The following is a 26,126-nucleotide window of genomic DNA, read 5'->3' on the forward strand; positions in this document are numbered from 1 at the left end:
CCTGGCTGCGGGATGGCCCCTCCGGTGGTCTCAGGCAGGATTGCCGACGGCGTAGCCGACCACGTACCGAGCCGCACCGGGTGCGACGATCCTCTCGTGGTCCTCGTCGGCCCCGGAGGCATCATCCGTGCCGGTCAGTCCGGCGAGGTGCAGCATCCGGGCATCTACGGCGCCACCCATGGGGTAGCCGACCAATCCGAGTGCTGCGGCTGCCAGCGAGAGGTTCTGTAGCGCCGCCCCAGCTTCCAACAGGGCGAACCGGCCGCCACGCTCTCCGTACTTGGCGAGCAGGGCCCGGGTGTCCGCGAAGAGGCCGACCACTGCCGCCGGAGGTGTGATCGCGTCAGCGCCACCGAGATCGTCGATCAGATCCGCCCAGGCCGGGCAGCCACCCACCGGGGTGAGCATGTGGACGACCGGATCGTGCTGCAGCACGCGTCCAGGTCCACGGTCGGTAGGCCAGGTCAGGGTGATCCCACGGATGGTGTTCAGTCCGCCTGCTGCCGGATTCGGCCGGCCAGAGGTTCCTTCGGCCAGCACAGAGAGTAGGCGGCCGAGATCGCGGTCCTCGAGGGGCTCGGCGGAGAAGGCCCGTACGGACCGTCGCTGGTCGATCAGCTCGGCGAATGAGCCGTCCAGGCGCTCAGCTGACTGCGGCGGGCTCGGTCGTGACCACGGGTCCTGCGCTGGCTCGGCTGGCACGTAGGCGGCGATCCGGTCGAAGAATGCCTGCCGGTTTGCCGGGGTGATCGCCGATGCTGTCCAGAAATCCTCGAAATGTGGCGTGCTCATGGCGTCACGGTACCTGCGGGGCGTGCCGGTCGCGGTCCGCTGCCGCTCGGTGCGCTGCCGCTCGGTGCGCGGACGGTAGGTGGTTCGCCAGAGTGGGTGCGTCCGGCGCAGGTGGTCAGCCGAGTGGGTGCGGCATCGGTGCCGGGAAGTCGCCCGGCGTTGCCCACGGGTAGCGCCGCGCCACATCGGCGCAGGTACCGCCCAGGTGCGGCCAGCGGTGATCGGGGTGGATCGGTACCAGCTGCGGGCTGAGCACCCGCACCGCGCGGACGCCGCAGCCGGCGAGATCGGGCAGGGTCAACTCGCGATAGAGCAGGTCGATACCGGCAGCATCGAGCCCGGTGATGAGTTCGGCGAGCTGAGCGGCCACGGGCACAGTTCCTGTACCCGGCGTGGCGCGGGTCTCTGGTCCGCCCCACACCGCAAGCGTGTGCCACAGATCTGGCCGTCGGGTGTAGAACGTCGCGTGGTCGTCGAAGGTGTTCACGCTGTCGGGGTGCGGGCCCGCAGCGGCAGAGCTGAGCTGCCCGATGCTTCGTGACAAGCGGCCATTCGGCTGCGCCCCCTGCGCTCCCTGCGCCGTCGGCATGCCGTTCACTCCGACGAATCCGATCCCCTGTGCCCATTCCAGTGCCGCCTTGGCGGCGGCCTCTGCGAAGGTGGATCGGCAAGCGAGTCCGATGCTGTGCCGATCTCGGCCGCCGCGTGGTGCCGTACCCAGCACTGCCGCCACCGGGTGGGGGCTGAATGCCGGGGTCAGGTCGAGCACCGTGAGGTCGAAGGTGCGGTCACTGTGCGGGGCTCGGGACCCGTGCTGGCCCAGGACGGTCAGTACCTCGGCCGGGATCGGCACCCGGCGAGCTGGCACGGCGTGCAGCCATGTGGTCACCAGCGCATCGCGTTCGATGAGCTCCTGCGTGGCGCGAAGTAGGGCGAGCAGGCTCGTCGGCGCGGCGGCGAGCCCGTTCGAGGTGGCCAGGTGCCCGAGCTCAGGATCGTTGCCTACCAGGTTCGCCGGCACCCAGACGGGTTCATTGTCCCGTAGGCGAAACACGCGGGTGACCCGGTCACTCGCGTAACTGGCGTGATGCGGGAAGCCGGGCTGGGCCCGCTGGTCGCGGGTGTGCAGGGAGAAGTCGTCGTGGCAGAGAACCCGCGCCGCCGGTGGCACGGAATGCAACGGGTGCACCGGCAGTGGGAACGAGGCGGCTGCGTACCGTTCCAGCAGCTCACCGATCGCCGCCGCACGTGCCTGCGCAGGGGTGGTGGCGGCTCCGCCTGCTGGAGTGCGCTCGTCCGCCGGACCGTACAGGGCCGAGTACTGCACGATCGGTGGATCGGCCGGTGTGCTGGGAACCCGGCCCACCGACACCGCCGTTCCGCACCGCCAGCCGACGGCGCGGTCCAGCAGCGACCGAGCGGGTCCTGGCTCCTGATCGCGCAGGCCAGACGGATCCGGATGGAGCAGCATCATCGAGCCCAGGGCAGGCTCAATCGCCCATCGGTGACGATTCCGCCGCACAGGGAGCACTGGGCGCTGCGCAGACACGGGCTGCGGCCGGATTCCAAGGAGTCCAGATCGATGGAGACGCACGCGTCCACGAGAGGGAAGCGCCCCTCGACCGCCAGCCGGAGCTGGTGCGCGAGCAGTCCGGCAGCGGCCTGTGCGCCCGCCCCGGAGGCGGCACCAGGAGTGGAGGGCGGAGCCGGGTCACCCCATCGACTCTGCACCCGTCCAGCCAGGCACCCCACGCACGCGCTGTGCCCCGGTGCCACGAACGGGCCCAGGGCGAGAGTGTGCGCCGAGGAGAGATCGCACAGCAGATGCAGATCACCGGCACGTACCAGCTCCCCCGTCAGCTGCGCCGTCGCCGCGAGCGTGGCGGTGGTGCGCACCACGATGGTGACGACGTCCACAGAGCTGGGCCGGCCGCCGTCAGGCTGGTCGACGTGATCGAACAGGCGCCAGCCGTGCATGCGGCAGAGGGCGGCGAACGCAGCCCGGAAATCGGGCGAGTCAGTGCCGGCGAACCTCAGGGCGAGCGCCAGCGGCGAGAGCATAACCGGAGTGCCGAACACGCCGATCGCCCGGAGTTGTTCCACTGCGAGCAGAGCAGCAGGGGAGAGATCTGCCGGGGTGGGCGGTTCCGGTGACCAGCAACCCGCGAGTTCCGCGGCGATGGTGCCGGGGACGTCGTCGACCACCCAGATTTCATCCGGCCCGGCGGTCGCCACGAGATAGCCGCCCTCGTCACTGACCCGCCACCCAGGTGCACCGACGATCGTGCGGGCCCTCGTCGGTGCTGGGGTGATCGGCGTCTTCACAGGCCCGTGCGGCGGCGTTTGCGTCGTGCGGCGCCCACACCGAGGAGGCCAGCGATCGTGAGGAGCGGGATGGCGACGATGCCGGCGATCGCGATGGCGAGGTAGATCCCCTCGAAGGCGAGCAGCCACAGCGTGATCTCACCGACGAATACGGCTGCGGCCAGCGCCAGGACGAGGAGCGGGACGGCGATCGATGGTGACGGGGCTAGTCCCGCACGGCGGTAGCCGAAGACCGCCAGGCCGAGGGTGAGGAGCAATCCGGCGAGCGCTGTGACGATGAAGAACTCGCCGGTGACCGCACCGGAGAGGGCCACCAACAGCCCGATCGGGAGCGCGAGCGCCGCGAGGACGATTCCGCCGGTGCGGCCGGGCCTGGGCTCTGCTGGCATACCGGGTGTGTGCGCCGGTGGAGCGCCGGTGCCGGGCGGCTCCGGCGCGGTGGGCGGGCGCGGCGTCATCTGCGCGAGGAGTAGAGGCAGCGCCACCGAGGCTGCCACCACCGTGCCCGCACAGCAGCAGCAACAACAGCAACCACAGCACGAGGGCGTCGTCGGGCCGCCAGATGTCGCCGGGGAGAACTGGTTCGGCGCACGCAGCAGGGCCATCCGGTGAGCATAGGACAGTCCTGCCCGAACGCCCGGCAGGGCCAGGCCGCTTCATCTGACCACCTGGCGGGACGGCAGCCGGCAACATGACAGCGCCGCCAACGGGACCCTACGATGAACGCTGACCATCCAGAGCAGCTGAGAGATCTGGCTCGATGACGCTGCAGCAACCCATCCGGTGCTACCGCCAGAAACGATGGAGGATTGATGACTTACGCCGGAGACCTCGCCCCGACCGACGCCTGGCAGTACTTGATCGACCACCCCGACGCTGCACTCGTGGATGTGCGTACCCGTGCCGAGTGGTCGTTCGTCGGTGTCCCGAACACGCAGCCGATCGACCGGCCCACTGCCCTGGTGGAATGGAACACCTTTCCCGACGGCGCGCGTAACCCCCGGTTTATCGACCAGCTCACCGAGGCCGGGTACGAGCCGGGCGACGGTAAGCCGCTGGTGTTCATCTGCCGTAGCGGGCAGCGCTCCATCGCCGCCGCCGAGGCTGCCACCGCTGCCGGGTTCGGCCCCGCGTACAACGTGGCCGACGGGTTCGAAGGCCCCACCGATACGGAGGGGCACCGAGGGTTCAAGGGTTGGCGCGCTGACGGGCTGCCCTGGGTGCAGAGCTGAGCGGGGGCGCGCCGATGAGCGTGCGGAGCCCCCGCGTAGCAGGTACGAGGCACGAGGGCCCGCGGAGCGAGGCATCGCAATGCCCAGAGAAGGAGTGGCAGTGAGCGAACCCCGCCCGAGGTCTTCCCTGCCGGACGGGCTCGGCCCGGCCACCCTCGCCGTCCGCGGAGGTCAGCAGCGCACCGAGTTCCGGGAGACCTCCGAACCGGTCTTCCTCACCCAGGGCTACACCTACGACCAGGCAGCTGACGCGGAGGCCGCGTTCCTCGGCGAAGCCGACCGGTTCATCTACTCCCGGTACGGCAATCCGACGGTCTCCGCCTTCGAGGAACGTCTGCGCCTGATCGAGGGCGCGCAGGCATGCTTTTCGACGGCGACCGGCATGTCCGCCGTGTTCACCTCGCTCGCGGCCTTGGTGCAGTCCGGCAGCCGCATCGTGGCCGGGAACGCGCTTTTCGGATCGACCTTCGTGGTGCTCAACGACATCCTCGGCAAGTGGGGCGTGCGGGTCGACTACGTCAACGCGCACCGGATCGAGGAGTGGGAGGCGGCGTTGGCCACCCCGGCTGATGTGGTGCTCTTCGAGACCCCGTCCAACCCGATGCAAGACATCGTGGACGTGGCGGCAGTGACCGAACTCGCACATCGGGCCGGCGCGACGGTGATCCTCGACAACGTGTTCGCCACCCCGATCCTGCAGAAGCCACTCGAGTTCGGTGTGGACGTGGTGGTGTACTCAGCAACGAAGCACATCGATGGTCAGGGCCGGGTGCTCGGCGGTGCGATCCTCGGTACCCGGGATTACATCGAGGGCCCGGTGAAGCAGATGATCCGCAACACCGGCCCGAGCCTGAGCCCGTTCAACGCCTGGGTGCTGCTGAAGGGACTGGAGACCTTGGCGGTGCGGGTGCGGGCGCAGACCGCCGCGGCGCTGGACATAGCGCAATGGCTGGAGAGCCAGCCAGGAGTGCGCGGGGTGCGCTACCCCTTCCTGGACTCGCACCCGCAGTCCGGGCTTGCGAAGGAGCAGATGGCCGGTGGCGGCACCGTGGTGACGCTGGATCTGGACGTTGACGGCTCCCCGGAGGAGATCAAGGCGCGCACGTTCGCGTTCCTGGATGCGCTGCAGTTGGTCGACATCTCCAACAACCTCGGCGATGCGAAGTCGCTGATCACCCACCCGGCCACCACCACCCACTCGAAGATCGCGCGGGAGGAGCGCTACGCCGTCGGGATCAGCGACTCCACCGTGCGCCTCTCGGTGGGCCTGGAAGATGTGGCCGACCTGCAGGGCGACCTCACCCAGGCGCTGCGTGCGCTCTGAGTTCCCGTTTGACCGCGCTCTCGGCGCACTCAATCGACCGCACTCTGCCTGCCATCGACCCCGGCGCGCCACCAGTCGCCCCCTCCCGGGGCCGAACTTTTGACCCCTGAAGCCCCATGGGCCGAATATTCGGCCCATGAGTGGGGCGTCGTACCGGCCGGACGGCTGGTCGCGGTCAGTCGATCACGCCGTAGAGGCGGTCCCCGGCGTCACCGAGGCCGGGGATGATGTACCCCTTTTCGTTCAGGTGATCGTCGACGGCGGCCGTCACGATGGTCACGTCGGCGCGGTCGCCGATGGCGTCCTGGACGGCGCGTAGACCTTCCGGGGCGGCGAGCAGGCACACGCAGACCACATCCCGCGCGCCGCGCTCGAACAAGTACTCGATGCTGGCCACCAGGGTGCCGCCGGTGGCGAGCATGGGGTCGATCACGAAGCACTGCCGGCCCGTCAGATCGTCCGGGAGCCGGTTGGCGTAGGTGATCGCCTCGAACGTCTCCTCGTTGCGCTGCAGCCCGAGAAATCCCACCTCGGCAGTCGGCAGCAACCGGGTCATCCCCTCCAGCATGCCGAGGCCGGCGCGCAGGATCGGCACCACGAGTGGGCGCGGCTCGGCCAGTGTGGTGCCGGTGGTGCGCGCGACTGGGGTATCGATCTCCTCGGCGACGGTGCGGATCTCCCGCGTGGCCTCGTACGCAAGCAGCGTGACGAGTTCCTCGGTGAGCTGGCGGAAGATCGGCGACGGGGTGCGGACGTCCCGCAACACGGTGAGCTTGTGGGCGATGAGCGGGTGATCCGCGACGTGCAAACGCATGGTGCCAATCTAACGGCCATCGCGGACACAGGTTCCACAGTCGGACACAGGCTGCAACGTGGGTCGGTGCGTGGAAGGTGTGTCCGGGCTCGACGAGTCACACTGGGTCCATGACGCACAGCAGCCCCGAGCAGACCCGCATCATGGAGGCGATGGGCATCGCGCTCGACGAAGCCCGTGCGGCAGGCGACGCGGGCGATGTGCCGGTGGGCGCCGTCGTGCTCTCCGGTGAAGGACACGTGATCGGCGTGGGTCGGAACAGGCGCGAAGCCGACGGCGACCCCACGGCTCATGCGGAGATCCTCGCCCTGCGCGCGGCGGGCCAGCACCTGGGCGGCTGGCGGCTGAGTGGCTGCACACTCGTGGTGACCCTTGAGCCATGCACCATGTGCGCCGGCGCGATCGTGCTCGCCCGGGTTCCACGCCTCGTGCTCGGTGCGTGGGACGAGAAGGCGGGGGCATGCGGCTCCACACGCGACGTCGTGCGGGACTCACGGCTGAACCATCAGGTGCAGGTGAGCGGGGGAGTGCGGGAGGTGGAGGCGTCGCGCCAGCTGCGGGACTTCTTCACCACCCGCCGCTGAGGCGCGATGCGGCAAACCCGCCGCCTCGCCCGAGTTCCTGCCCCGAGAGCCACAAGGCTGCCCCGGCTGGCGGGTAGGAGGGTCAGAGGGCGGCGTCCAGGGCGGTGAGGGCCTCGGAGGTGCCGGCGTGGATCCGCAGAGTGGCGAGATGGTCACCCCGGGTCGTGCCCCGGTTGATGATCGCCACCGGCATGTTCTGCTTGTGGGCGGCGCGCACGAACCGCAACCCGGAGAGGACGGTCAGCGAGGATCCGGCCACCAGGAGCGCATCACCGGACTCAACCAGCGCGAACGCCTCGGCGACCCGGGCTTTGGGGACGTTCTCGCCGAAATAGACGATGTGCGGTTTGAGCATGCCGCCACAGACCTCGCAGTCCGGCACGACGAATCCGTCGGTGGTCTCGATGACGGCGTCCGCGTCCGGGGCGATCTCCACATCGCCCACCTCACGGGTGAAGTCGGGGTTGAGTGATTCGAGGCGCTCGTGCATCGCGGAGCGGGAGATGATCGTCGCGCAGTTCAGGCAGATCACCTCGTTGTAGTGCCCGTGCAAATCGATCACCCGTTGTGAGCCGGCCGCCTGGTGGAGCAGGTCGACGTTCTGGGTGATCACGCCCGTGACCAAACCACGTTGCTCGAGGCGGGCGAGTGCTCGGTGGCCGTCGTTCGGGTCAGTACGGCGCAGATGCCGCCAGCCCACGTGGTTGCGGGCCCAGTAGTGGCGCCGGAAGCGATCGTCGGAGACGAACTGCTGGTAGGTCATCGGGGTGCGCGGTGGAGAGTCGGGGCCGCGGTAGTCCGGGATGCCAGAATCGGTGGAGATGCCGGCACCGGTGAGAACCGTGAAGCGGCGTCCGGTCAGGAGCGTGATGAGCTGGTCGACGGCAGGCGCGGAAGTCACGGATCGAGGGTACGTTGGCGACGTGAGTTTGGGCGTTCGGCGCCTCCCCGGGTATTCTGGCTCGCCGAGGTAGCGTGTCCGAGCGGCCGAAGGTGCAGCACTCGAAATGCTGTGTGGGTTAATCGCCCACCGTGGGTTCAAATCCCACCGCTACCGCCATGTGATGAGGGCCCCGCCACGCTTTTCGGCGGGGCCCTCATCACATCTCAGATGGGGGATTTGGGAGGAGCTCGCTCTGGCGAGCGACGGTTCCCACCGCTACCGCTGGGTTGCCGTGTGGCGACGGTTCCCACCGCTACCGCTGGTCCGGAACCGCTCGCGGAGCGGGCTCTCACCCCTGCAGCAACGACTGAGCGCCATCGATCCACACCTCGGTGCCGCTGATGTGAGAGGCAGCGTCGCTGGCGAGGAAGGCGACGAGGTCGGCAACCTGCCGGGAAGTACCTGGTGTGTTGCCCGTGAGCGGTATCGGACCGTCGGGGAACTCCACCGGGATCAGGACGTCCTGATTCTTCTGGTCGGTGTTGTCGTCGATCTCAGTGTCGATGGCCCCCGGGCAGATCACGTTGGCGCGGATCCCACGTGGGCCCAGCTCGACGGCCAGCATCTTGGTGAGCGCGATCTGACCGGCTTTGGACGCGGAGTAGGCGGAGGCGCCGCTGTTGGAGAAAATTCTGCTGCCGTTCACCGAGGACACGACGACGATCGATGCCCCACGACGTAGATGTGGCACCGCGTGTTTGATCGTCACGAACGTGCCGACGAGGTTGATGTCCAGGGTTGAGCGGAAGTCCTCGACGGACAGATCGTCGATGCCCGCCCAGGTGCCATTGACCCCCGCGTTCGCGACCACCACGTCGAGCCCCCCGAACTCGTCGATGGCGACCTGTACAGCCGCCTCGGTCGCGCCACTGTCGCTGACATCGGCCACCGCCGAGATCGCTACGCCGCCAGCGTCCCGGATCGCCTCCGCGACCTCCTCAAGTTCGGACTCCGTCCGGCCCACGAGCGCCACCTTCGCGCCGCGCGCGGCAAGCAGCCGCGCGGAGGCCGCCCCGATACCCGAACCCGCTCCAGTCACCAGCGCCACTTTGCCCTGCATCATCGCTCCCCACGAGTCCCGGCGGACCTGCTACTCGCCAACCTACGCGCGACGGCGAGGGTTCGCCCGTCCGGTCGACCATCGCCATTCCTGCTCCGGCCACCCCGTTCGCCACACTCTGAACCACGGCGTCCCGGTCGAGTGACGCTGCCACTCCCGGGACATGCAGACACCCCCCGCTACCGTTCGGCCCGGGCGATGCGTGCGGCAAGGGCGGCGAACACGAGAGCAAACCCTGCCTGGACGGTGACGGCGACCGCGAACCCGATCGGCAGCGCGGCCGCCGAACCCCCCGGTGCCGCCGAACCCTCCACTGTCGCGGAGGCGACGGCATGGAACAGTCCGCCGAGCAGTGCCACGCCCAGGCCAAGGCCGAGTTGCTGCAGGGTGGTGAACAGCCCGCCGGCGACACCGACCGCCCAGCACGGCCGCTTGCCCGAGCGCGGCACCCGTCATCGTCCACCGGCCCGTGCCACGTTCGATGAGAGGCGTCGCCAGAGCCGTGGTGATGAAGGATGCACCAAAGCCGAGCAGCAGCACGACGGCGCCCCACGCGTCAGCGCCGAAGGCGCCCTGGGTGAGCGCGGCGAACTCGTACAGGAACGCGCCGTATCCGGTGAAGAACAGCAGAGTCATGGCCAGGCCCTGCCACACCGCCGGAGCACGTAGCACGCCCGGCGGAACCACCGGCAACTCCCCACGCCGCTCGGAATTGCGCTGCGACCTGCCGAACAGGATCAGCACCACCCCGGCCGCGGCGAGCATCCCGAGCAACGGCCACGGCCAACCCGCTGCCGGCCCAAGCGTCAGCGGCACCACGAGGAACAGCAGACCCGTCCCGAGTCCGATGGTGCCGAGCAGATCGAGCGCCAGCGGAGCCGATGACCGCGATTCCGGCACGGCACGCAGACCCAGCAGCGCGGCGGCCCCGATCATCCCGGTGGCCGCCTGCACCAGCCGCCACCCCAGATCCGGACCGGCGAACTCGACGGCCGCTCCAGCCATCAGTTGCCCAGCGATGGTCGCGATCCCGCCCCGACGATCCATTGGAATCCACTTCTCGTATCTGAACCTCCGCCGCCGGGGGTTCGATCGCGAAAAGTGGATTCAGATGCGGGGCAAACATCAGGCGAGGCCTCCTCAGTGCGGTACCCGCAGCACCGCGCGGACGCCACCGAGCTCGGAGTCGGTGAGCGTGACGTCCCCGCCCTGGGTGCGCGCGACCTCCCGTGCGATTGCCAGGCCCAGGCCGGCGCCGCCGGCCTCCCGTTCGCGGGCCTCATCCAGCCGCACGAACCGTTCGAATACGCGCTCGCGATCCGATTCCGGTATCCCCGCACCGTCGTCCTCCACGGCCACCTCGCCGTCGTAAATGCGGACCCGGACCGTGCTGCTCGCGTGACGAGCCGCATTATCGAGCAGGTTGCGCAGTACGCGCGTCAGCGTCGAGCTGTTCCCGAGCCCATGCCCGCCGCCCTCGACGAGCGGTTCTGGACCGAGACGCGCGTCCCGCACCGCGTCCCGGACCAGCGCCCGTAGGTCGAGCTCCTCCGTGCGAGCCGGGGCCGATCCCAGCCGGGAGAGCAGCAGCAGATCTTCCACCAGCGCCTGCATCCGGGTCACCTCGTGCCGGAGGTCAGGTACCAGCTCGCTCTGTTGATAGCTCTCTGGGTGCGCGGTGGCCACGTCGAGGCTCGCTCGTAGCGCAGCCAACGGGGAGCGCAGTTCGTGCGCGGCATCGGCAACGAACGCGCGCTGACGGGCCGCAGCCACGTCGAGGGCGTCCAACATCTCGTTCAGGGTGCGGGCCAGCGCCGCCAGCTCGTCATCTGCCGGCGGTACGGGCAGGGTGCCCGGTCCACCGGTGCGAGCCACCCGCTCCGCGCCGCGGCGCAACTCCTCCACTGGCCGCAACGCACGCCCGAGTACGAGCCAGATGGTCCACGCGAGCAGGAGGGTGAGCACCGGAACGATCGCCACCAGCGAGATCGTCAGGGCTCGCAGCAGACCTCGCACCTCGGCCAACGGCATACTCACCACCACGGTTGCCGGCTCCCCGCGGTACTCGGCGGCGAGTACAGCCAGCCGCACCTCATCGTCATAGGCGGTGCTGGTGGTCGTCACCGCCACCTCCCCCTCGCCGGTGCGGGCCAGGAGCGGCGCCGTCTCGCTCACAGGCACTACCGGCAGGGTCCGGCTGGCGTTCGACGACGTAGCCAGCACCCGGCCCTCGGCGTCCAGCAGTTGCGCGATCTCGCCGGGCTCTCCCACCGGAAGGGTGTCCGCGATGCGATCGTCCCTCGCCAGCGCAGCGAGCGTCTCCGCCCGTGCCACCGTGATCTCGTCGAGAGTGGCGACGCGCCCCCGAGAGAGCACAGTGGTCAGCGCCAGCGCGCCGAGGGCGAGCGTCAGGCACAGCAGCCCCGCCGTCAACAGGGTCAGGCGCAAGCGGAGCGGCCGGCCGGATCCGGGCCTCGTCAGTTCGTCCTCGCGCTCATCGTGGTTGGTCCGGTCGGAGCGCTGCGGGGCCTCGCTCCGGTACGTCTCGTGCCTCGTCGTGCCTGCGTGCGGCAGAGCTCGACGGCTCTTCGCGCTCATCCGGGTGCACCGGTCACCCGATAACCTGCACCGCGCACGGTGGTGATCACGCCCCGGCCGAGCTTCCGGCGCAGGTAACCCACGTACTGCTCAACCACGTTGAGATCGTCCCCGGGTCCGTCCCACACGTGGTCGCGTAGCTCCACCTTGCCCACCGGGCGGTCGGCGTGACGCATCAGGTATTCCAGGAGGGCCAGCTCCCGGGTGGTCAGCTCCACCGGCGCACCCGCGAACGTGACCGACCGGCCAGCCGGGTCCAGGCGCAGCGCCCCGACAGTGAGCGTGGGCGGGTGGCTCTCCACCGGTCGCCGCAACAGCGCCCGGATCCGGGCAAGCAGCACCACGAACGCGAACGGTTTGGTGAGGTAGTCGTCGGCCCCGGCGTCGAGGCCGTCGGCCACGTCATACTCACCATCCTTGGCCGAGAGCAACAACACTGGCGTCCAGACCTGCGCCTCCCGCAGTGCCGTCACCACGTCGTAGCCATTACGCCGCGGCAACATGATGTCCAGCACGATCACGTCGTACTCACCCTCGGTCGCGGCCTGCAGCCCCGTCTCGCCGTCGTAGGCCACGTCGACGGCAAACCCTTCGGCGACCAGCCCCCGCCGCAGGGCGCTGACCAGTCCGCGCTCGTCATCGACCACCAGCACCCGCACCTGACCAGTATTCCTCGCGACCTGCGCGGGGTGAGGTAATCGGGGCACGCGCTTCTCAGCGTCGTCTCAGCGACCAACGCGCACACTGGCTGCATGAGCACTTCTCGCACCCTCTCCACTCGCGCCCGATGGGCGGTCCCCGCCGTGGCCGCCGTCGTGATCGCCGGCGCCCTCGCCGGCCCACCCCTGCTGGCTGAGGCTGACGAACCGGCCCTGCCGGAGATCACCCCAGTCGAATTGCTGACCAGCATCGCCGAAGCGGAGCCCGCGGCACTCTCCGGAACTGTGGTGCACACCGCCCGTCTCGGTCTGCCCACCGGCGGGCTCGCCGAGTTCACCGGTGCCGACCCGATCGCGCTCCTGGACGGCAGTACGACGCTGCGCGTGTGGACCGACGGGGCGGAGCGTTCGCGCGTCTCGCTGCTCGGTTCGGCCTCGGAGTACTCGGTGGTGCATGACGGCGCCGAGGCCTGGACCTATTCCAGCACTGACGAGGCCGTCACCCACTACAGCCTGGACGAGGCCGCTCAAGCCCGCTACAACGAACTCGCCGCCGACGCTCGTGCGGGCGACCTCCCTGGCGGCGCGCCGGATCTGCCCACACCGGAGGCTGCGGCACGGCAAGGTCTGGAACACGTCGAGGAGTTCTCGACCGTGACGGTGCTGGAGCACGCACGGGTGGCAGGCCGGGATGCCTACCAGTTGCAGATCACCCCCGAGACCGACGGCACGCTCGTGGAGAAGGTGCAGATCGCCGTCGACGGTGAGACCTTCACCCCATTGCAGGTGCAGGTCTGGAGTTCCGCTGACGCAGCCGCGGCCGAGTCGGCTCCGGCCCTCGAGGTCGGGTTCACCGACGTCACCTTCGCTACCCCGGATGATGCCGTGCTGTCCTTCAGCGCACCCGCCGGCGCAGAGGTCACCGAGGAGACGGTGTCGCTGCCCGCCGAGGCAGGAGAGCACGGACAGCCCGATTCCTCCGATGCGCCGCAGACCGTGGGCGAGGGCTGGGAGTCGGTCGTGGTGATGGATGACGTCGACGTCCAAGGCTTGCTCGCCGGAGACCCGCAAGCCCTCGCCGATGCGGCCGGATCGCACCCGATGCCGGGATCGGACACCGGAAGCGAGTTGATGGAGGAGTTCATGTCCACCGATTCCGACGGTCAGCCGGGTCCGCCGAGCCTCGACGCGGCCGCCCTGTTCGAGCAACTGACCACCGAGGTGCCGCAGGGCCGCGTGCTCAGCACCACACTGCTGAGTGTGCTGATCACCGACGACGGTCGCGTCCTGGCAGGTTCGGTGCCGGTCGAGACGCTGCAAGCGATGGCGTGAGCAGTACCCGGACGCCGTCCTCGCCCACCGCCTCACCCACCCCCGGTGACGCGGTGGGCGCTCGTCGTGCTGCCACCACCGGACGCACCCGAGAACCAGACGCCAGCACTGGCGCTGACGGATCGGACACTGCCGGCGCGGGCGTCGATCTGGCGATCCGCACCGAGGGTCTCACCAAGCGGTTCAGATCCGGTCAGGTGGCCGTCGACGGTATCGACCTGCGGGTCCCCCGAGGGTCGGTATACGGCTTCCTGGGTCCGAACGGGTCGGGCAAGACCACCACGATCAGGATGCTGCTCGGGCTGATCGGCCCGAGCAGCGGGCAGGCGTGGCTCTTGGGGGAGCCGATGCCCGCGGCCGGCCCCGCAGTACTGCCCCGGGTGGGCGCCCTCATCGAGGGCCCGGCATTCCACCCGTCACTCAGTGGTCGGGCGAACCTCGTCCGGCTGGATGCGTGTGATGCCTCGGCGCCGCCGCACCGCAACGCCCGCATCGATCACGCGTTGGAGCGGGTGGGCCTCGGGGCCGCGGCACTGAAGCGGTACCGCCAGTATTCGCTGGGGATGAAGCAGCGGCTCGGTCTGGCGGCGGCGCTGTTGCGGCCACGTGAATTGCTCGTGCTGGACGAGCCGACCAACGGACTCGACCCGCAGGGGACCCGGGAGGTGCGCCGGTTGGTCGGTGAGCTCGCCGAGGCAGGCACCACCGTGCTGGTCTCCTCGCATCTGCTCGCCGAGATCGAGAACGTGTGCACGCACGTCGGGATCATGAGCGCAGGCGCCCTGGTGCTGCAGGGCGAACGCACCAGCCTCACCTCCCTCGCCGATCGCCGCGTGTGGGTGCGCACCGAGTCCGAGCATGTGGCGGGCGCCGCACGGGTGCTCACCGCTCTGGGGCTGGACGAGGTGATCATCGAGGGAGCCGAGTTGCACGCCCTCCTCGCAGACGTGCGGACCGACGACGTCACACGCGCCCTGGTAGCCGCGGACATTCCGGTGCACGGCCTGTCCGAGCGCACCCCGACGCTCGAGGATGTGTTCGTCCGGTTGACGGGGGAGGGTTTCGATGTCGCGCGCTGAGAATGCCACCCTGCCAGCGGGCACCACGACGACGTCCCGCACCACCGGGGGGATGCGCCGCCTGCTGGGAAGTGAACTTCGGCTCGTGTTCGGACGCCGCCGCAATGCGGTGCTTCTCGTTGGTCTGGCGCTGGTGCCGATCCTGCTCGGCCTGGTCGTCTTTCTCGCTCAGGATTCGGTTGTCGGTTCACAAGGTCCGGGGTTCGTCGGGCGCATCACCGGCAACGGGTTGTTCCTGGTGGTGGCTGCGCTCTTCGTGTGCCTGCCGTTCCTGTTGCCATTGACGATCGGCATCGTGGCCGGGGACACGATCGCCGGTGAAGCCGCCACCGGGACCCTGCGATACCTGGTCACCCTGCCGGTGCGGCGCACCAGGCTCCTGCTCGTCAAGGCCGCGGTCGCCCTGTGCTTCGCTGCCGCGGCGGTGGCGGTGATCGCTCTCACGGGGTTGGTCACGGGCTGGCTGCTGTTCGGGATCTCCGACCTCGTGTTGCTCTCCGGGGACACCATCGCTTCGGGAGCGGGTTTGCTCCGGGTACTCGGTGTGGCCACCTATGTGGCGATGTCGATGAGTGGTCTCGTGGTGGTCGGTGTGCTCCTGTCCACGCTCACCGAGACGCCCGTGGCCGCGATGGCAGGCACGGTGACCGTTGCCGTGGTCTCCGCCGTCCTGGACAGCCTGCCGCAGCTCTCCGCCATCCATCCAGGTCTGCTCACCCATCACTGGTTCGACTTCGCGGAGTTCCTCCGCCTCGACGTCGACCCGGCGGCGCTCGCGCCCGGGTTGGTGGTTCAGGCGGTCTGGGTGGTGATCGCCGGCACCATCGCCTGGAGCCGGTTCACCACCGCCGATATCAGTTCCTGAGGGGCGCGCCCCGCTCGATCTGAACCTCTTCTTCGTACCGGAACCTCCGCCGTCGGGGGTTCGATCATGAAAAGTGGGTTCACACGCATGAGGTGCCCCTCAGCTCGGCGGTTTCATCTCCTGCACTGCCGATCGCAGCATCTCGATCATCCGCATCGCCTGGTCGACATTCGCAGGTTGAGGCGGCACCGGGGACCACAACTCGTCGTCATCGGTCACCGGTGGCGCCTCCCCGACGATCTCATCGAGGTCGGTGAGCAGGACCCCCTTGGACGCGTCCCCGGACAGGGCTGCCTCGATGCCCGCCACGTCCAGCGCCGCCGCCGAGGCGATCAGGGTGGCGTTCCCAAACCGCGCGCCATGCAGCACCGAACCCTGGATGATCATCCCCACGTGCGCGAACTGCTCTCGCAGGGTGGCCAGCTCGCGCCGAGTGAACTCCATCTCGGGCCCGGCCACCGAGTTGATCACCAGCACACCCTCGTCGGTGAGCACCTCGCGCGCGGCAGCGAAACACTCGCGTGAGGTGAACGGCGGCGGGATCCGGTTCCCCGTGAAGATGTCGAGCACGACGGCGTCCAGGTCACCTTCCGTCGGTGCGTCCAGCCATGCACGCGCATCGCCGACCTCAAGGCGCACCCCGGCCGGTACGCCGAATCGGCTCCGCACCAACTCCACCAGCATGGGGTCCAACTCGATCACCACCTGCTGCGCATCGCGTCGCCGTGCGGCGATCGCACGCGGAAGGGTGAGCAGACTGCCACCCAGATGCGCGGAGCGAGCCGGCAGCACTTGCCCTAAGGCGGCGAGCATCCACCGCACCGAGGTCAGCGCCGGTGGAGCGGCCGGATCGCCGACATGCGCCTGACGGACGCCATCGATGCTCAGCGACCAACCGGACCCGTCGCGGGTGAGCACGGCCTCACTGCCATCGCCGTAGACGACCCGTTCCGCCGCGTGCGCATCATTTTCCGCCTTCGAGGGCGGCCCGGATGGGGACATGTGCCCGATCCTGCCAGAGGCCTCTGCCGGTACCGTGTGCTCGAGCATGTGTGGCCGGCGAAGAGCGGGAGGAGCCCAGGTGACGATCTGGGAGGTCGAGGACGATGAGAAGGCGATCGAAGGACTCGACGAGTTCGGTCGACCTGACCCTGCCTACGCCGCTGCCCTCGGCCTGATTCCCGCCCCGCTGGGCCGGCGTGCGCTGGCGGCGGTGATCGACGCTGCCTGCTATCTGTTGCTCCAGGTACCCACCTGGGTCTTCGCGCTGCCGCTGGGCCTGAAGTACGTCGACGCCAGAATCAGCTGGTACGGCTTGGTCAACCACCCGCAGTTCATCCTGGCCGTGGTCATGATGGGCATCTCGTTCGTGCTCAGCATCGCCTACTGCATCGTCCAGATCGCGTTGCACGGACGGAAGGGATTCACGATCGGCAAGGTCATCATGGGCCTGCGATCGATCAACGTGAAGACCCTGGAGCGGCCCGGCTTCTTCCGGATGCTGCTGCGGTCCGCCGTGATCTGGCTCTCCGCACTGGTGGTGGTCGGTCCGATCGTGTTCCTGCTCTCGCCGCTCTTCGATCCGGAGAAGCGCGGGCGCGGGTGGCATGACATGGTGGCCCGGAGCTGGATGGTGGACGTGCGCCACGGCCTGCAGCCCTACGACGCCAAGCGGATGCGCATCGCACGCAAGACCGTCACGGCAGCACCGATCGCCCGGCCGAAGCCGATGCCCTCCCTGGCGACTCCTGCCGATGCCGGTCAGCAGCAGATCTACCGGCCCGGGGCGCGAGTGAGTGCCGGAGTGCTCGGGGTGGCGCGCCCGCACGGCGAAGGACCGCGCCCGGTGGTCGGACTCAGCGGCACCGAGGAGCAGGTGATCGCCCCGGAGTCGAACGCTGCGCCGGTGCCCGGACGGCCGGTCATGGGTGCCTATCGTCGGCCCAGCTCCACCGACGAAGCCGGCGGGGCGGCGTACCCGGCCACAGGTTCTGCCGACCTGTCGACGCAGGCGGCTCAGGCGGCCACGCCCGACGGCGTCCCCTCGCCTGGTCCGGTGCCCTCGCCAGGCCCGCTGCCCTCCGCAGGGCCCGCCACCTCGCACAGTCCCATCAGCTCACCCCCGCCCGCTCCTGAGCCGCCTCTGGTCAGCGGCGTGCCCTGGAGCGCTGCGCCCCCGTCGCCCTCATCTGGCCCTCACGAGGTCCGCACCGGTTTCGCGCTGGTGCTCGACACGGGCGATCGGGTGGTGGTGACCGAGGATGTGATCGTGGGACGCAACCCCTCGCCACCCGGTACTGCCCCGGCGGCGCGGCGTCAGGCGGTCCCCGATGACACCCGGTCCGTCTCGAAGACGCACTTCCTGGTGCGCGCGGCCGAGCAGGGCATCGTGGTGCTGGACCAGGGATCGACGAACGGCACATCGATCGTGCATGACGGCGTCGAACGCGGGCTGCCCCCCGGGCAGCCGGGCCTTGCCCTCGTGGGCGACACGGTACGGTTCGGAGAGCGAACTGCCGTGGTGGCGCGCGCGTGAGCACAGCCGGCGGACCGAGGCGGAAGATGGGGCGTGAGGCGTGAAGGTCAAGCTGACTCTGCATCGGCAGGGGGTGGCACCCGCAGACATCGTGGTGACCGCGGATTCCACCGCGACGGCCGCGGATGTCGCGAAGTACATCGCCGAGTCGGACCCGGCCCGCACCATCATCGCCGGTGAACAGGACGTGCTCACCCTCGCTGTGGCCCCGCCGACGGCGGACCGATTCGAACCTCTGCAGCCCGACGTCCCGATCGGCGAAGCGCCCATCGGGTCCGGCTTCGCTGCGTCCGTGCTCAACCTGGGCGCCCAGCAGACCGGCACCTCCTCGGCCCGGTCGAGGAACGCCGTCGGGGTGCTGCGAGCCACGGACGGTCCGTTGCGTGGGCAGGAGTTCCCGCTCACGATGGGCCACGCCTCGATCGGGCGGGACCCGGCGAACAGCATCGTGCTCGCCGATCCGATGGTCTCCAAGAGGCACGCCCGGATCGAGGTGAGTGGCTATGTGGAACTGGTGGACCTGAACTCCGCCAATGGCGTGCTGGTGGACGGCGAACCGGTACAGCGGGTGCGCCTCGTTCCCGGGAAGTCGTTCGTGATCGGCGGGACCACGCTGGTGCTGTACCTGGCCAGCGATTTCGACGGAACAGCCGAAGACCCGGTGCTGGAACGTGGCGGCGGGTTGCTGTTCAACCGCAGCCCGCGGGTGGAGGTGCGTTACCCGGGAGTGGAGCACCCGCCGCCGCGGATGCCCACAGAGGCAGTCCAGAAACTGTTCCCCTGGGTGATGCTGGTGGCGCCGATCATCATGGCGCTCTCGATCTACTTCATCACCGATCGCCCACGGGCGCTCCTGCTCGTCTTCATGACGCCGCTGATGGCCGTGGGCAACTTCATGAACCAGCGGAACCAGACGGGCAACAAGCGCAACCACGAGATCATGCTCTTCGAGCGCCAGTACGAGGAACTCGAGGAGACGCTCTACCGGGCGAAACCGGAAGAGGAGCAGGCCCGCAACGAGGAAGTGCCACCGGTGGCGGAGGTCTTCGAGCACGCGATGCGCCTCGGACCATTGTTGTGGACGCGCCGGCCCGAGCACTGGAACTTCCTCGCCCTGAGGTTGGGCATCAGCCGGGCACCCTCACGGAACTCGATCGCGGACCGGGACTCCCAGGATGGCCTTCCCGAGTACATCCATCGGGTGGACCGGCTCAAAGAGCGGTTCCGCTACGTCGATCGGGTGCCCATCCTGGACTCGTTGCGGGATGTCGGCTCGGTCGGCGTGGCCGGACCCACGGGGCCCGCCTCGGATGCCATGCGCGGGCTGGCTGTGCAAATTCTCGGTCTGCACGCTCCGAACGAGGTGGTCGCCGTGGCATTCACCGATGCCGAATGGGCCGGTGAACTCGACTGGATCAAGTGGTTGCCGCACACCACGAGCGAGACGAGCCCGTTCAAGGATCTGCCGCTGGCGGACTCGGCGCCGGCCGCGAACGCGCTGCTGAGTGCACTCGAGGAGTTCGTGCTGCGGGCCGGTTCCCGCCCGGATCCTCGTGGACCGTTCGCTGAGCGATGGAACCCGATGACCTACGGCACGGACGTGAACCGCGCCGCGGAGCAGATGAAACGGACCCAGCCGATCAATGTGGTGGTGTTCGTGACCAACGATGCCCCCGTGGACCGGCCCCGCCTCGTGCAGGCATTGGAGCGGGGGGCCGACGTCGGGGTGCATGCGGTATTCGTCTCGCCCACTGTGGAGTCGCTGCCGGCCACCTGCCGCAGCTACGTGGACGTCACGGCCGGTCTCGACGACGCCACCGTGGGGCTGGTCCGCAACGGCGACCGGCACGATCACATCGAGGTCGAGGGCGTCTCCAACGCCTACATGCACACCTTCGCGAAGCGGCTCGCCCCCGTCGTGGATGCCAGCACGGTGGTGCACGACGCGTCCGACATCCCGAACTCGGTCATGTTCCTCTCCCTCGTGGGTGCCGACGTTGCCGAGGACCCGCACGCTGTGGTGGACCGGTGGCGGCAGAACAACACGATCATCGACCGCAGCGACGCGCCCCGGCCGCGGCTGAAGAAGTCCGGCAACCTCCGGGCGATCGTCGGGCAGGGCGCCAGTGACGCGATGACCCTCGACCTGCGCACCCAGGGCCCGCACGCACTCGTGGGCGGTACCACCGGTGCTGGGAAGTCCGAGTTCCTGCAGGCGTGGGTGCTGGGCATCGCCTCCGCGCACAGCCCCGATCGGGTGACCTTCCTGTTCGTGGACTACAAGGGTGGCTCCGCATTCGCCGATTGTGTGGAACTGCCGCACTGTGTGGGCCTGGTGACCGACCTGAGTCAGCACCTCGTGCGCCGGGCGCTGACCAGCCTGCGAGCCGAACTGCACTTCCGCGAGCACCTGTTCAATCGCAAGAAGGCGAAGGATCTGCTCGAGTTGGAGAAGCGGCAGGATCCGGAGTGCCCGCCCGCACTGGTGCTCGTGATCGATGAGTTCGCCGCCCTGGCCAGCGAGGTGCCGGAGTTCGTGGACGGAGTGGTCGACATCGCTCAGCGAGGGCGATCCCTGGGCATCCACCTGATCATGGCCACACAGCGCCCGGCCGGCGTGATCAAGGACAACCTGCGCGCCAACACGAACTTGCGGGTGGCGTTGCGGATGGCCGATGAGGCCGACTCCAAGGACGTGGTGGACGATCCCATCGCAGCCACCTTCCCGCCGTCGATCCCTGGCCGGGGAATCGCGAAGACGGGCCCGGGGCGTCTGGTGCCGTTCCAGTCCGCCTTCGCCGGTGGTTGGACGGGACAGGACGAGGTGATCTCCGCCGAGGTGAAGGTGGCCGAACTGCGGTTCGGATCCACCGCCGAATGGGAACCCGATCGACCACCCGAGTCCGATTCCCACGACGAGGATCTGGGTCCGAACGACCAGAAGCGGGTGGTGAGTACGCTCATCCGCGCGGCCGATGCGGCCAACCTGCCAGTGCCGCGCCGCCCGTGGCTGGATGACCTGCCGGCGGTGGTGGACCTGCGGTCCCTGGCGGCCGAAGGAGACACCCGCGTGCTGCTCGGACTCGCCGATCTGCCGGCGCACCAGCGGCAGGATCCGGTGTACTTCGCTCCCGACCGGGACGGCTCGCTCCTGGTGTTCGGGACGTCCGGCTCGGGCAAGTCCACGGTGCTCAAGACCCTCGCCACCGCCGCTGGGATGCGGCCCGACCTCGGCGCCGCCGAGGTGTACGGACTCGACTTCGCCTCCGGTGCCCTGGGCGTGCTGGAGAAACTGCCGCACGTCGGATCGATCATCGATGGTGACGACGCCGAGCGGCTGCAGCGGCTGCTGCGCACTCTCGACGGGGAGCTGAGCCGCCGGTCTGAGGCGTTCTCGGCCGCCAACGCGGCCAATCTCTCCGAGTACCGGGATCTGGTCGATCCTTCGATGTCACGGATCATCTTGCTCATCGACAACTATCCGGAGTTCAAGAAGGAATGGGAGATCTCCTCGGCGCGTGCGCCCTTCTACCGGATGTTCATGAGGATCCTCGGTGAGGGCCGCCCGCTCGGTGTGCACGCCGTCCTGACGGCCGACCGTAGTGGTGCGGTGCCCACGGCCGTGGTCTCGAACGTCTCTCGCCGGGTGATCTTGCGCCTGGCCGATCAGAACCAGTACTTCATGCTGGGTGCGCCCAAGGATGTGCTCGACGACCAGTCCGCACCGGGGCGCGCCGTGGTGGACCGGAACGAGGTACAGATCGCCGCACTGGGTGGATCCACCAACGTGGCCGAACAGACCAAGGCGCTTGACGAGCTCGCCGCCAGCCTGCGCCAGCGCGGTGTGCCGGAGGTGCGCGAGATCGGGGCACTGCCCACGCACATCGACGTGGCCCAGATGCCCGACTCCCTCGACGGCCTGCCCGCAATTGGGATCGCCGATGACACCTTGGCACCACGCGGGTTCGACCCGATCGGGTCGTTCACCATCACCGGCCCGCCGCAATCCGGCAAGACGAACGCGCTCCGGGCGTTCGTCACGGCAGTGGAGCGGTTCGATCCGGACGTGCGGCTCTTCCACTTCGGGAGTCGGCGGGCGCAGCTCACCGAGTTCCGCGACTGGGTGCGCAGTGCCGTGCGGCCCGACGACGAGAAGGACCTCGCCAGCGAGCTTGCCGAGATTGTGGCGGATGAGTCCGTAGCTGGCCGGATCATGATCGTGGTGGAGGATATGCCGCACCTCGCGGACGGGCCCGCGGATCGGCCGATGCGGGCGCTCCTGCAGGCGCTCAACAACAGCGATCATCTGCTCGTGGGGGAGGCGGACATCACTCGCGCCGGCGGCGGCTCCGGCGTGCTCGGCGAGTGGAAGTCGCCCCGCCAGGGGATCGCGCTCAAACCTGACACCTACGACGGTGACACGCTGTTCAAGGTGCCCTTCGGCCGCGTCAAGCGCACCGACTTCCCGGACGGACGAGGCATCTTCGTCCAGGCGGGCAAAGCGGTGACCATGCACCTGCCGTGGGTGGATGAAGGGGGTGCGGGCCGCCGTCGTGCGCCGCGGCTGCAACGGTCCGACGCCGAGCGGTGACGGCGGGAGGAGCCGTGGGGACCGCATGGGCAGTGGTGCCCATTGAGAAGCCCGAGGGGTGTCCATAGAGTCTGTCTCGGGTGATCCAAGTAGGGGCCCGAATCCGATACGTAGGAAGGTTGGGATCGATGACCGACTTCGGTGCAACGTACGACGAGATGGAGTCGTGCGCCGACAAGCTGGACGACGGCAAGGACAGCATCGACTCGGCGCTCGAAGAGTGCCAGGGCTATGTTGACGAGCTGGTTGAGGACGGCTTCAAGACGGAGAAGGCGTCCGGCAAGTTCAAGGACGGTTACGACGAGCTCACCTCGGGCCTCAAGGACGCGTCTGAGGGCGTGAACGACATGGCACAGGCCCTGCGCGACATGGCGCAGTCCATCCGCGACCTGGACGACCAGCTCGCTGGCGGCTGATCTGCCACGTGGGCTGTGGGGCTGGCCATCGGGCCGGTCCCACAGCCTTCTTCTGGCCCAGGGCTGGGGCAGTGGCACATTGTTGAGCGGTGACGTGGCAATCGCGATCACCGGAGGCAGAGCGAGGCGTGAGGAACCGGGGCCGTGGCTGACATCTACATCTCACTGGACGAGTTGCGGGAAGTGAGTACCCAACTCGGCGACATCGTCGAAGAGTTCGAGAACGCGACCAGCAACTCCGAAGCGTTGGAGGCCGCGATCGGCAACCCGTTCGGCGAGGGCAAACTACGTTCCGAGGCCCGAGAGTTCGAGGAGCGGTGGGACGACAAGCGCGGTGACTTGAAGGAAGCACTCGTCAAGGTCCAGGAGCACGTCGACGGAGTGATTGAAGGCGTGCAGCAATGGGACGCGGAGACTGCGATCGCTCTCGAGCCGGAGGAGTGAGACCGATGACCTTGCGAAACGAAGGAACACGTCGATGACATTCATGCCGCCGTCACCGCGCTACCGGACGATCCAGCATGTCGAGGGGAACGCGCAGGAGATCATCGACCGCGGAACTGCCATCGAGACCCTCGGCGGGCAGATGCGGGAGAGTGCCGGGGTCCTTGAGAGCATCAAGAACCGCGCCACTGACCAGCAGGGCAAAGCGATCGACAAGCTACGCGAATCGATCGGCGAATCCCATCAGGTGCTGAGCGAAGCGGCCGCCCTCTACGAGCCCGTCGGACCCGTGATCCGGACCTACGGCGATGCGCTCGCGGACGTCAAGCCAAAGATTGACGCTCATGCCGACGAGTGTGAAACGTTGTGGAGCACGTTCGTCTCGTTGCCGCCTTACGGCACGATGGCCATGCCGCGCGGGACCGGCGGGTGGAATCAGCCCGACGAGGACAGCCCGGAGGCAGAGCAGCAGGCTGAGGAGGACGCCGCCAAGCGGGAAGCATACGAGGCGTGGGAGTCCGAGGCGATCGCCTTCGACAACGACTACGACACGTGGGAGACGGCCTACGACGAAGCGGTCGAGAACATCGGCGACGAGATGGCCGATTCGATCAAGGACAGCTTCTGGGACAACTGGGGCGACTTCATCAAGGGTTTCCTGAGCTGGGCCTCGTTGATCCTCGGCATCGCGGCACTGATCATCGGCGGTCCGATCCTCGCAGCGCTCGCCCTGCTCGCGGGTCTCGCGTACCTCGCCGTCACCCTCTACGAGTACTCCGAAGGGAATGCGAGTCTCCTCGATGTGGGCCTGGCGGCCCTCGGTGTGCTGCCGGTCGGGAAACTCGCGAATCTCACCAAGGCCCTGCATTTCAACAAGGCGGCATTCGCGTCCGTGGGTAAGGGCATGCTCGGCAACTTCGCCAAGCTGAAAGGGCCCGTCTTCCAGGTCGCCGACGACAGTCTGGTGGGCTTGTGGCGCAGCGGGGGAGCCAGGGCTGGAATCACCAAGCTGCTCACCGGCGGCAAGGGATTCGACGATGTCTGGGCGTCCCACCGGGCCTTCTATCAGGTCAACGATCCGGTGCGGTACTTCAACTCGGTGCGCAACCTGGCTGCCCTCGACTTCGGCCTGAGTACGGCCGGGAATGTGCTCGGCCACTACGGTCGGGCAGCATCTGCGACGCAGTTGACGCCACTGCCGGACCTGCCGAAGACTCCTGGCTGGGTAGGCGTGGGTCTGTGAGAGGGGAGAGGTGATGACTGCTTCCGCAGTGCACACACCTTGGACTGTGGACGTCGTGGACGATCTGCAGATCCCAGGCTGGTTCTATGTGCCGGCAGGGATGAGCGCCACCGAGGAGTCGGCATGGCTCGCCGCCTGCTTGGACGAGTTGCCCACCGCGATCGGTACGGCCGGCCTCGACGGTGCCGAACTTGGGCCCGAGGATGTGCTTCCGATCCTCCGCGAGGCACTGGAGGTGCGGTCCACCTCACCATCACACGGGATCTTCCAGGTGTGGCCGACCCGGGCTCCCGCGGCAGTGACCTGTCACATCACGATCCTGGCACGTGCTGACGCCCCTCGATGGACCGAACTGGACGCCGTGGTGCACGCAATTGAGGCACCACACATCGGCCCGGGGCTGCAGTGTTCGATCCGGGGAACCGTCGATCGCGATGGTGTCTCCATCGAGACTGCCTCGGTGCACCTGGTCTTCGATGATGGTGAGACCACGCTGATGCTCAGTATCAACGAGTCAGTTGCCGCCCTCGTCGCACTCGCGCTGCCCGGGCTGGTGGCGTTGATGGAGTCCATCCGCTTGGTCGGCCCGGAGGGCGCGTCGTTCCGGTCGAGGGCACCGTCGGGCATTGTGGAGGATCCCCCGTGGCAGATTGAGGAGGACCGGTGAGCACGACAAGCCTGCGACAGGACCTGGGCGTGCGCCCGGACCCCGAATTCGAGCTGGACCTGCCGCCGGGCTGGTCACGGCGTGAACCTGACGATGCGACGCTGCAGAGCATGCTCTCCGACCTGAAGCAGCGACTCATGCAGGCGCACCGGCCAGACATGTACGCACAGATGAAGACGTTGATGGAGCAGTCCTTCGACGATATGCGTCGCGGAGGGGTCCTCGCCTTCTTCTCGGCGACCGATCCCGGACCGGACACGCTTTTCGTCCCATCATCGATCAACGCTTCCATCCTCACCGCGGAGCCGGGCAGATCCCTCGACGATGTCGCCCGAACGCTGTTTCGCGACCACGGAGCCACCCCGCTCTTCGGAGACAAGCGCACGTTGCGGGCGGAGAAGGAGAAGACGGTGCGAATCGGCACCGACACGCTGATCAGCCACTCCGTGGTCTACCTGACGCCCGTTCCCGGTGCGAAGCGCCGCCGTGCGCTGCAGCTGATGGTGGCTTTCGCACGCAAGCCGGAGACGGCGCCGGACGACCCATGGCTCGACTCGATGCGCGTGCTCTTCGACTCGTGCGTATCCACTCTGCGTTGGCGAGCACCCCATCCGTCATGATG

General features: G+C 68.5%; 24 protein-coding genes, 1 tRNA gene and 1 riboswitch. Of the genes, 14 read left to right on the forward strand and 11 right to left on the reverse strand.

The features are described from left to right. Nucleotides 1–30: 30 nt before the first annotated feature. From LQF10_RS02845 to LQF10_RS02860, 4 genes are all read right to left on the reverse strand, one after another. Nucleotides 31–792, reverse strand: a complete 762-nt coding sequence (locus tag LQF10_RS02845) for a nitroreductase family protein (RefSeq protein WP_231065995.1) — start codon at nucleotides 790–792, stop codon at nucleotides 31–33. 115 nt (nucleotides 793–907) lie between these two features. Beyond that, nucleotides 908–2,266 (reverse strand): YcaO-like family protein, encoded by a 1,359-nt coding sequence (locus tag LQF10_RS02850; RefSeq protein ID WP_231065996.1) that lies wholly within the window; start codon nucleotides 2,264–2,266, stop codon nucleotides 908–910. Further along, nucleotides 2,263–3,117 (reverse strand): TOMM precursor leader peptide-binding protein, encoded by an 855-nt coding sequence (locus LQF10_RS02855; RefSeq protein WP_231065997.1) that lies wholly within the window; start codon nucleotides 3,115–3,117, stop codon nucleotides 2,263–2,265. Before LQF10_RS02855 ends, LQF10_RS02850 begins: the two co-directional genes overlap by 4 nt. After that, nucleotides 3,114–3,506 (reverse strand): hypothetical protein, encoded by a 393-nt coding sequence (locus tag LQF10_RS02860; RefSeq protein ID WP_231065998.1) that lies wholly within the window; start codon nucleotides 3,504–3,506, stop codon nucleotides 3,114–3,116. Before LQF10_RS02860 ends, LQF10_RS02855 begins: the two co-directional genes overlap by 4 nt. Before the next feature lie 338 nt (nucleotides 3,507–3,844). Next, a riboswitch (SAM riboswitch) is annotated at nucleotides 3,845–3,925 on the forward strand. Nucleotides 3,926–3,929: 4 nt separating this feature from the next. Between LQF10_RS02860 and LQF10_RS02865 the strand changes: the two genes are divergently transcribed. Beyond that, nucleotides 3,930–4,349: a rhodanese-like domain-containing protein gene (locus LQF10_RS02865; RefSeq protein ID WP_231065999.1), complete on the forward strand. Its 420-nt coding sequence runs from the start codon at nucleotides 3,930–3,932 to the stop codon at nucleotides 4,347–4,349. 79 nt (nucleotides 4,350–4,428) lie between these two features. Then, the gene (locus tag LQF10_RS02870; RefSeq protein ID WP_435531427.1) at nucleotides 4,429–5,673 is read left to right on the forward strand and encodes an O-succinylhomoserine sulfhydrylase; all 1,245 of its coding nucleotides are present in this window, start codon (nucleotides 4,429–4,431) and stop codon (nucleotides 5,671–5,673) included. A gap of 175 nt (nucleotides 5,674–5,848) precedes the next feature. Here the strand turns inward: LQF10_RS02870 and upp are convergent, their stop codons facing one another. Beyond that, a complete protein-coding gene (gene upp / locus LQF10_RS02875; RefSeq protein ID WP_231066001.1) occupies nucleotides 5,849–6,487 on the reverse strand; it encodes a uracil phosphoribosyltransferase in 639 nt (212 codons plus the stop codon). A gap of 110 nt (nucleotides 6,488–6,597) precedes the next feature. On the opposite strand from upp, the gene tadA reads away from it, so the two are divergent. Beyond that, nucleotides 6,598–7,071 carry a tRNA adenosine(34) deaminase TadA gene (tadA, locus tag LQF10_RS02880; RefSeq protein ID WP_231066002.1) on the forward strand — a complete coding sequence of 158 codons (474 nt, stop codon included), beginning with the start codon at nucleotides 6,598–6,600 and terminating at the stop codon, nucleotides 7,069–7,071. An 82-nt stretch (nucleotides 7,072–7,153) separates the two neighbouring features. Here tadA and LQF10_RS02885 read toward each other — a convergent pair whose 3' ends face one another. Then, nucleotides 7,154–7,972 carry an NAD-dependent protein deacetylase gene (locus LQF10_RS02885; protein ID WP_231066003.1) on the reverse strand — a complete coding sequence of 273 codons (819 nt, stop codon included), beginning with the start codon at nucleotides 7,970–7,972 and terminating at the stop codon, nucleotides 7,154–7,156. A gap of 68 nt (nucleotides 7,973–8,040) precedes the next feature. Here LQF10_RS02885 and LQF10_RS02890 point away from each other — a divergent pair. Further along, nucleotides 8,041–8,131: transfer RNA gene (locus LQF10_RS02890), tRNA-Ser, on the forward strand. Between the two features lie 172 nt (nucleotides 8,132–8,303). On the opposite strand, the gene LQF10_RS02895 is transcribed toward LQF10_RS02890, so the two are convergent. The 4 genes from LQF10_RS02895 to LQF10_RS02910 form a co-directional block, all read right to left on the reverse strand. Further along, nucleotides 8,304–9,077: an SDR family oxidoreductase gene (locus tag LQF10_RS02895; protein ID WP_231066004.1), complete on the reverse strand. Its 774-nt coding sequence runs from the start codon at nucleotides 9,075–9,077 to the stop codon at nucleotides 8,304–8,306. 176 nt (nucleotides 9,078–9,253) lie between these two features. Then, complete coding sequence (locus LQF10_RS02900) at nucleotides 9,254–9,523, reverse strand: hypothetical protein (protein WP_231066005.1); 270 nt, start codon at nucleotides 9,521–9,523, stop codon at nucleotides 9,254–9,256. Between the two features lie 691 nt (nucleotides 9,524–10,214). Continuing rightward, nucleotides 10,215–11,672, reverse strand: a complete 1,458-nt coding sequence (locus LQF10_RS02905) for a sensor histidine kinase (protein ID WP_231066006.1) — start codon at nucleotides 11,670–11,672, stop codon at nucleotides 10,215–10,217. Then, nucleotides 11,669–12,331 (reverse strand): response regulator transcription factor, encoded by a 663-nt coding sequence (locus LQF10_RS02910; protein ID WP_231066007.1) that lies wholly within the window; start codon nucleotides 12,329–12,331, stop codon nucleotides 11,669–11,671. The genes LQF10_RS02905 and LQF10_RS02910 overlap by 4 nt, the downstream gene beginning before the upstream one ends. A 93-nt stretch (nucleotides 12,332–12,424) precedes the next feature. Between LQF10_RS02910 and LQF10_RS02915 the strand changes: the two genes are divergently transcribed. The 3 genes from LQF10_RS02915 (at nucleotide 12,425) to LQF10_RS02925 (ending at nucleotide 15,607) form a co-directional block, all read left to right on the forward strand. Beyond that, nucleotides 12,425–13,663 (forward strand): LolA family protein, encoded by a 1,239-nt coding sequence (locus LQF10_RS02915; RefSeq protein WP_231066008.1) that lies wholly within the window; start codon nucleotides 12,425–12,427, stop codon nucleotides 13,661–13,663. A gap of 149 nt (nucleotides 13,664–13,812) precedes the next feature. Next, on the forward strand, nucleotides 13,813–14,742 hold the full coding sequence (locus LQF10_RS02920) for an ABC transporter ATP-binding protein (RefSeq protein WP_231067232.1): 930 nt from the start codon (nucleotides 13,813–13,815) through the stop codon (nucleotides 14,740–14,742). Next, nucleotides 14,729–15,607: an ABC transporter permease gene (locus tag LQF10_RS02925; protein WP_231066009.1), complete on the forward strand. Its 879-nt coding sequence runs from the start codon at nucleotides 14,729–14,731 to the stop codon at nucleotides 15,605–15,607. Before LQF10_RS02920 ends, LQF10_RS02925 begins: the two co-directional genes overlap by 14 nt. Nucleotides 15,608–15,706: 99 nt before the next feature. Here LQF10_RS02925 and LQF10_RS02930 read toward each other — a convergent pair whose 3' ends face one another. Continuing rightward, on the reverse strand, nucleotides 15,707–16,609 hold the full coding sequence (locus tag LQF10_RS02930; RefSeq protein WP_231066010.1) for a spermidine synthase: 903 nt from the start codon (nucleotides 16,607–16,609) through the stop codon (nucleotides 15,707–15,709). A 79-nt stretch (nucleotides 16,610–16,688) separates the two neighbouring features. On the opposite strand from LQF10_RS02930, the gene LQF10_RS02935 reads away from it, so the two are divergent. The 7 genes from LQF10_RS02935 (at nucleotide 16,689) to LQF10_RS02965 (ending at nucleotide 26,124) form a co-directional block, all read left to right on the forward strand. Beyond that, nucleotides 16,689–18,143, forward strand: coding sequence for an RDD family protein (locus tag LQF10_RS02935; protein ID WP_231066011.1), 1,455 nt, complete (start codon nucleotides 16,689–16,691; stop codon nucleotides 18,141–18,143). 40 nt (nucleotides 18,144–18,183) lie between these two features. After that, on the forward strand, nucleotides 18,184–22,734 hold the full coding sequence (locus tag LQF10_RS02940; RefSeq protein ID WP_231066012.1) for a type VII secretion EssC family protein: 4,551 nt from the start codon (nucleotides 18,184–18,186) through the stop codon (nucleotides 22,732–22,734). Between the two features lie 128 nt (nucleotides 22,735–22,862). Continuing rightward, the gene (locus LQF10_RS02945; RefSeq protein ID WP_231066013.1) at nucleotides 22,863–23,150 is read left to right on the forward strand and encodes a WXG100 family type VII secretion target; all 288 of its coding nucleotides are present in this window, start codon (nucleotides 22,863–22,865) and stop codon (nucleotides 23,148–23,150) included. A gap of 144 nt (nucleotides 23,151–23,294) precedes the next feature. After that, on the forward strand, nucleotides 23,295–23,594 hold the full coding sequence (locus tag LQF10_RS02950) for a hypothetical protein (RefSeq protein WP_231066014.1): 300 nt from the start codon (nucleotides 23,295–23,297) through the stop codon (nucleotides 23,592–23,594). Nucleotides 23,595–23,628: 34 nt separating this feature from the next. Next, nucleotides 23,629–24,837, forward strand: a complete 1,209-nt coding sequence (locus LQF10_RS02955; RefSeq protein WP_231066015.1) for a hypothetical protein — start codon at nucleotides 23,629–23,631, stop codon at nucleotides 24,835–24,837. Between the two features lie 13 nt (nucleotides 24,838–24,850). After that, nucleotides 24,851–25,504 (forward strand): hypothetical protein, encoded by a 654-nt coding sequence (locus LQF10_RS02960; RefSeq protein ID WP_231066016.1) that lies wholly within the window; start codon nucleotides 24,851–24,853, stop codon nucleotides 25,502–25,504. Next, nucleotides 25,501–26,124: a hypothetical protein gene (locus tag LQF10_RS02965; protein ID WP_231066017.1), complete on the forward strand. Its 624-nt coding sequence runs from the start codon at nucleotides 25,501–25,503 to the stop codon at nucleotides 26,122–26,124. Before LQF10_RS02960 ends, LQF10_RS02965 begins: the two co-directional genes overlap by 4 nt. Nucleotides 26,125–26,126 lie beyond the last annotated feature (2 nt).

The sequence above is a fragment of the Ruania halotolerans genome, from assembly GCF_021049285.1.
GTDB classification, from domain to species: Bacteria; Actinomycetota; Actinomycetes; order Actinomycetales; family Beutenbergiaceae; genus Ruania; species Ruania halotolerans.

What these genes read in the sequence shown, in the direction of transcription:
- LQF10_RS02915 (WP_231066008.1), top strand. Translation starts at nt 12,425, where the DNA reads ATGAGCACTTCTCGCACCCTCTCCACTCGCGCCCGATGGGCGGTCCCC.
- LQF10_RS02850 (WP_231065996.1), bottom strand. Translation starts at nt 2,266, where the DNA reads ATGATGCTGCTCCATCCGGATCCGTCTGGCCTGCGCGATCAGGAGCCA.
- LQF10_RS02925 (WP_231066009.1), top strand. Translation starts at nt 14,729, where the DNA reads ATGTCGCGCGCTGAGAATGCCACCCTGCCAGCGGGCACCACGACGACG.
- upp (WP_231066001.1), bottom strand. Translation starts at nt 6,487, where the DNA reads ATGCGTTTGCACGTCGCGGATCACCCGCTCATCGCCCACAAGCTCACC.
- LQF10_RS02870 (WP_435531427.1), top strand. Translation starts at nt 4,429, where the DNA reads ATGCCCAGAGAAGGAGTGGCAGTGAGCGAACCCCGCCCGAGGTCTTCC.
- LQF10_RS02955 (WP_231066015.1), top strand. Translation starts at nt 23,629, where the DNA reads ATGACATTCATGCCGCCGTCACCGCGCTACCGGACGATCCAGCATGTC.
- LQF10_RS02865 (WP_231065999.1), top strand. Translation starts at nt 3,930, where the DNA reads ATGACTTACGCCGGAGACCTCGCCCCGACCGACGCCTGGCAGTACTTG.
- LQF10_RS02945 (WP_231066013.1), top strand. Translation starts at nt 22,863, where the DNA reads ATGACCGACTTCGGTGCAACGTACGACGAGATGGAGTCGTGCGCCGAC.
- LQF10_RS02960 (WP_231066016.1), top strand. Translation starts at nt 24,851, where the DNA reads ATGACTGCTTCCGCAGTGCACACACCTTGGACTGTGGACGTCGTGGAC.
- tadA (WP_231066002.1), top strand. Translation starts at nt 6,598, where the DNA reads ATGACGCACAGCAGCCCCGAGCAGACCCGCATCATGGAGGCGATGGGC.
- LQF10_RS02845 (WP_231065995.1), bottom strand. Translation starts at nt 792, where the DNA reads ATGAGCACGCCACATTTCGAGGATTTCTGGACAGCATCGGCGATCACC.
- LQF10_RS02905 (WP_231066006.1), bottom strand. Translation starts at nt 11,672, where the DNA reads ATGAGCGCGAAGAGCCGTCGAGCTCTGCCGCACGCAGGCACGACGAGG.
- LQF10_RS02860 (WP_231065998.1), bottom strand. Translation starts at nt 3,506, where the DNA reads ATGCCAGCAGAGCCCAGGCCCGGCCGCACCGGCGGAATCGTCCTCGCG.
- LQF10_RS02930 (WP_231066010.1), bottom strand. Translation starts at nt 16,609, where the DNA reads ATGTCCCCATCCGGGCCGCCCTCGAAGGCGGAAAATGATGCGCACGCG.
- LQF10_RS02895 (WP_231066004.1), bottom strand. Translation starts at nt 9,077, where the DNA reads ATGATGCAGGGCAAAGTGGCGCTGGTGACTGGAGCGGGTTCGGGTATC.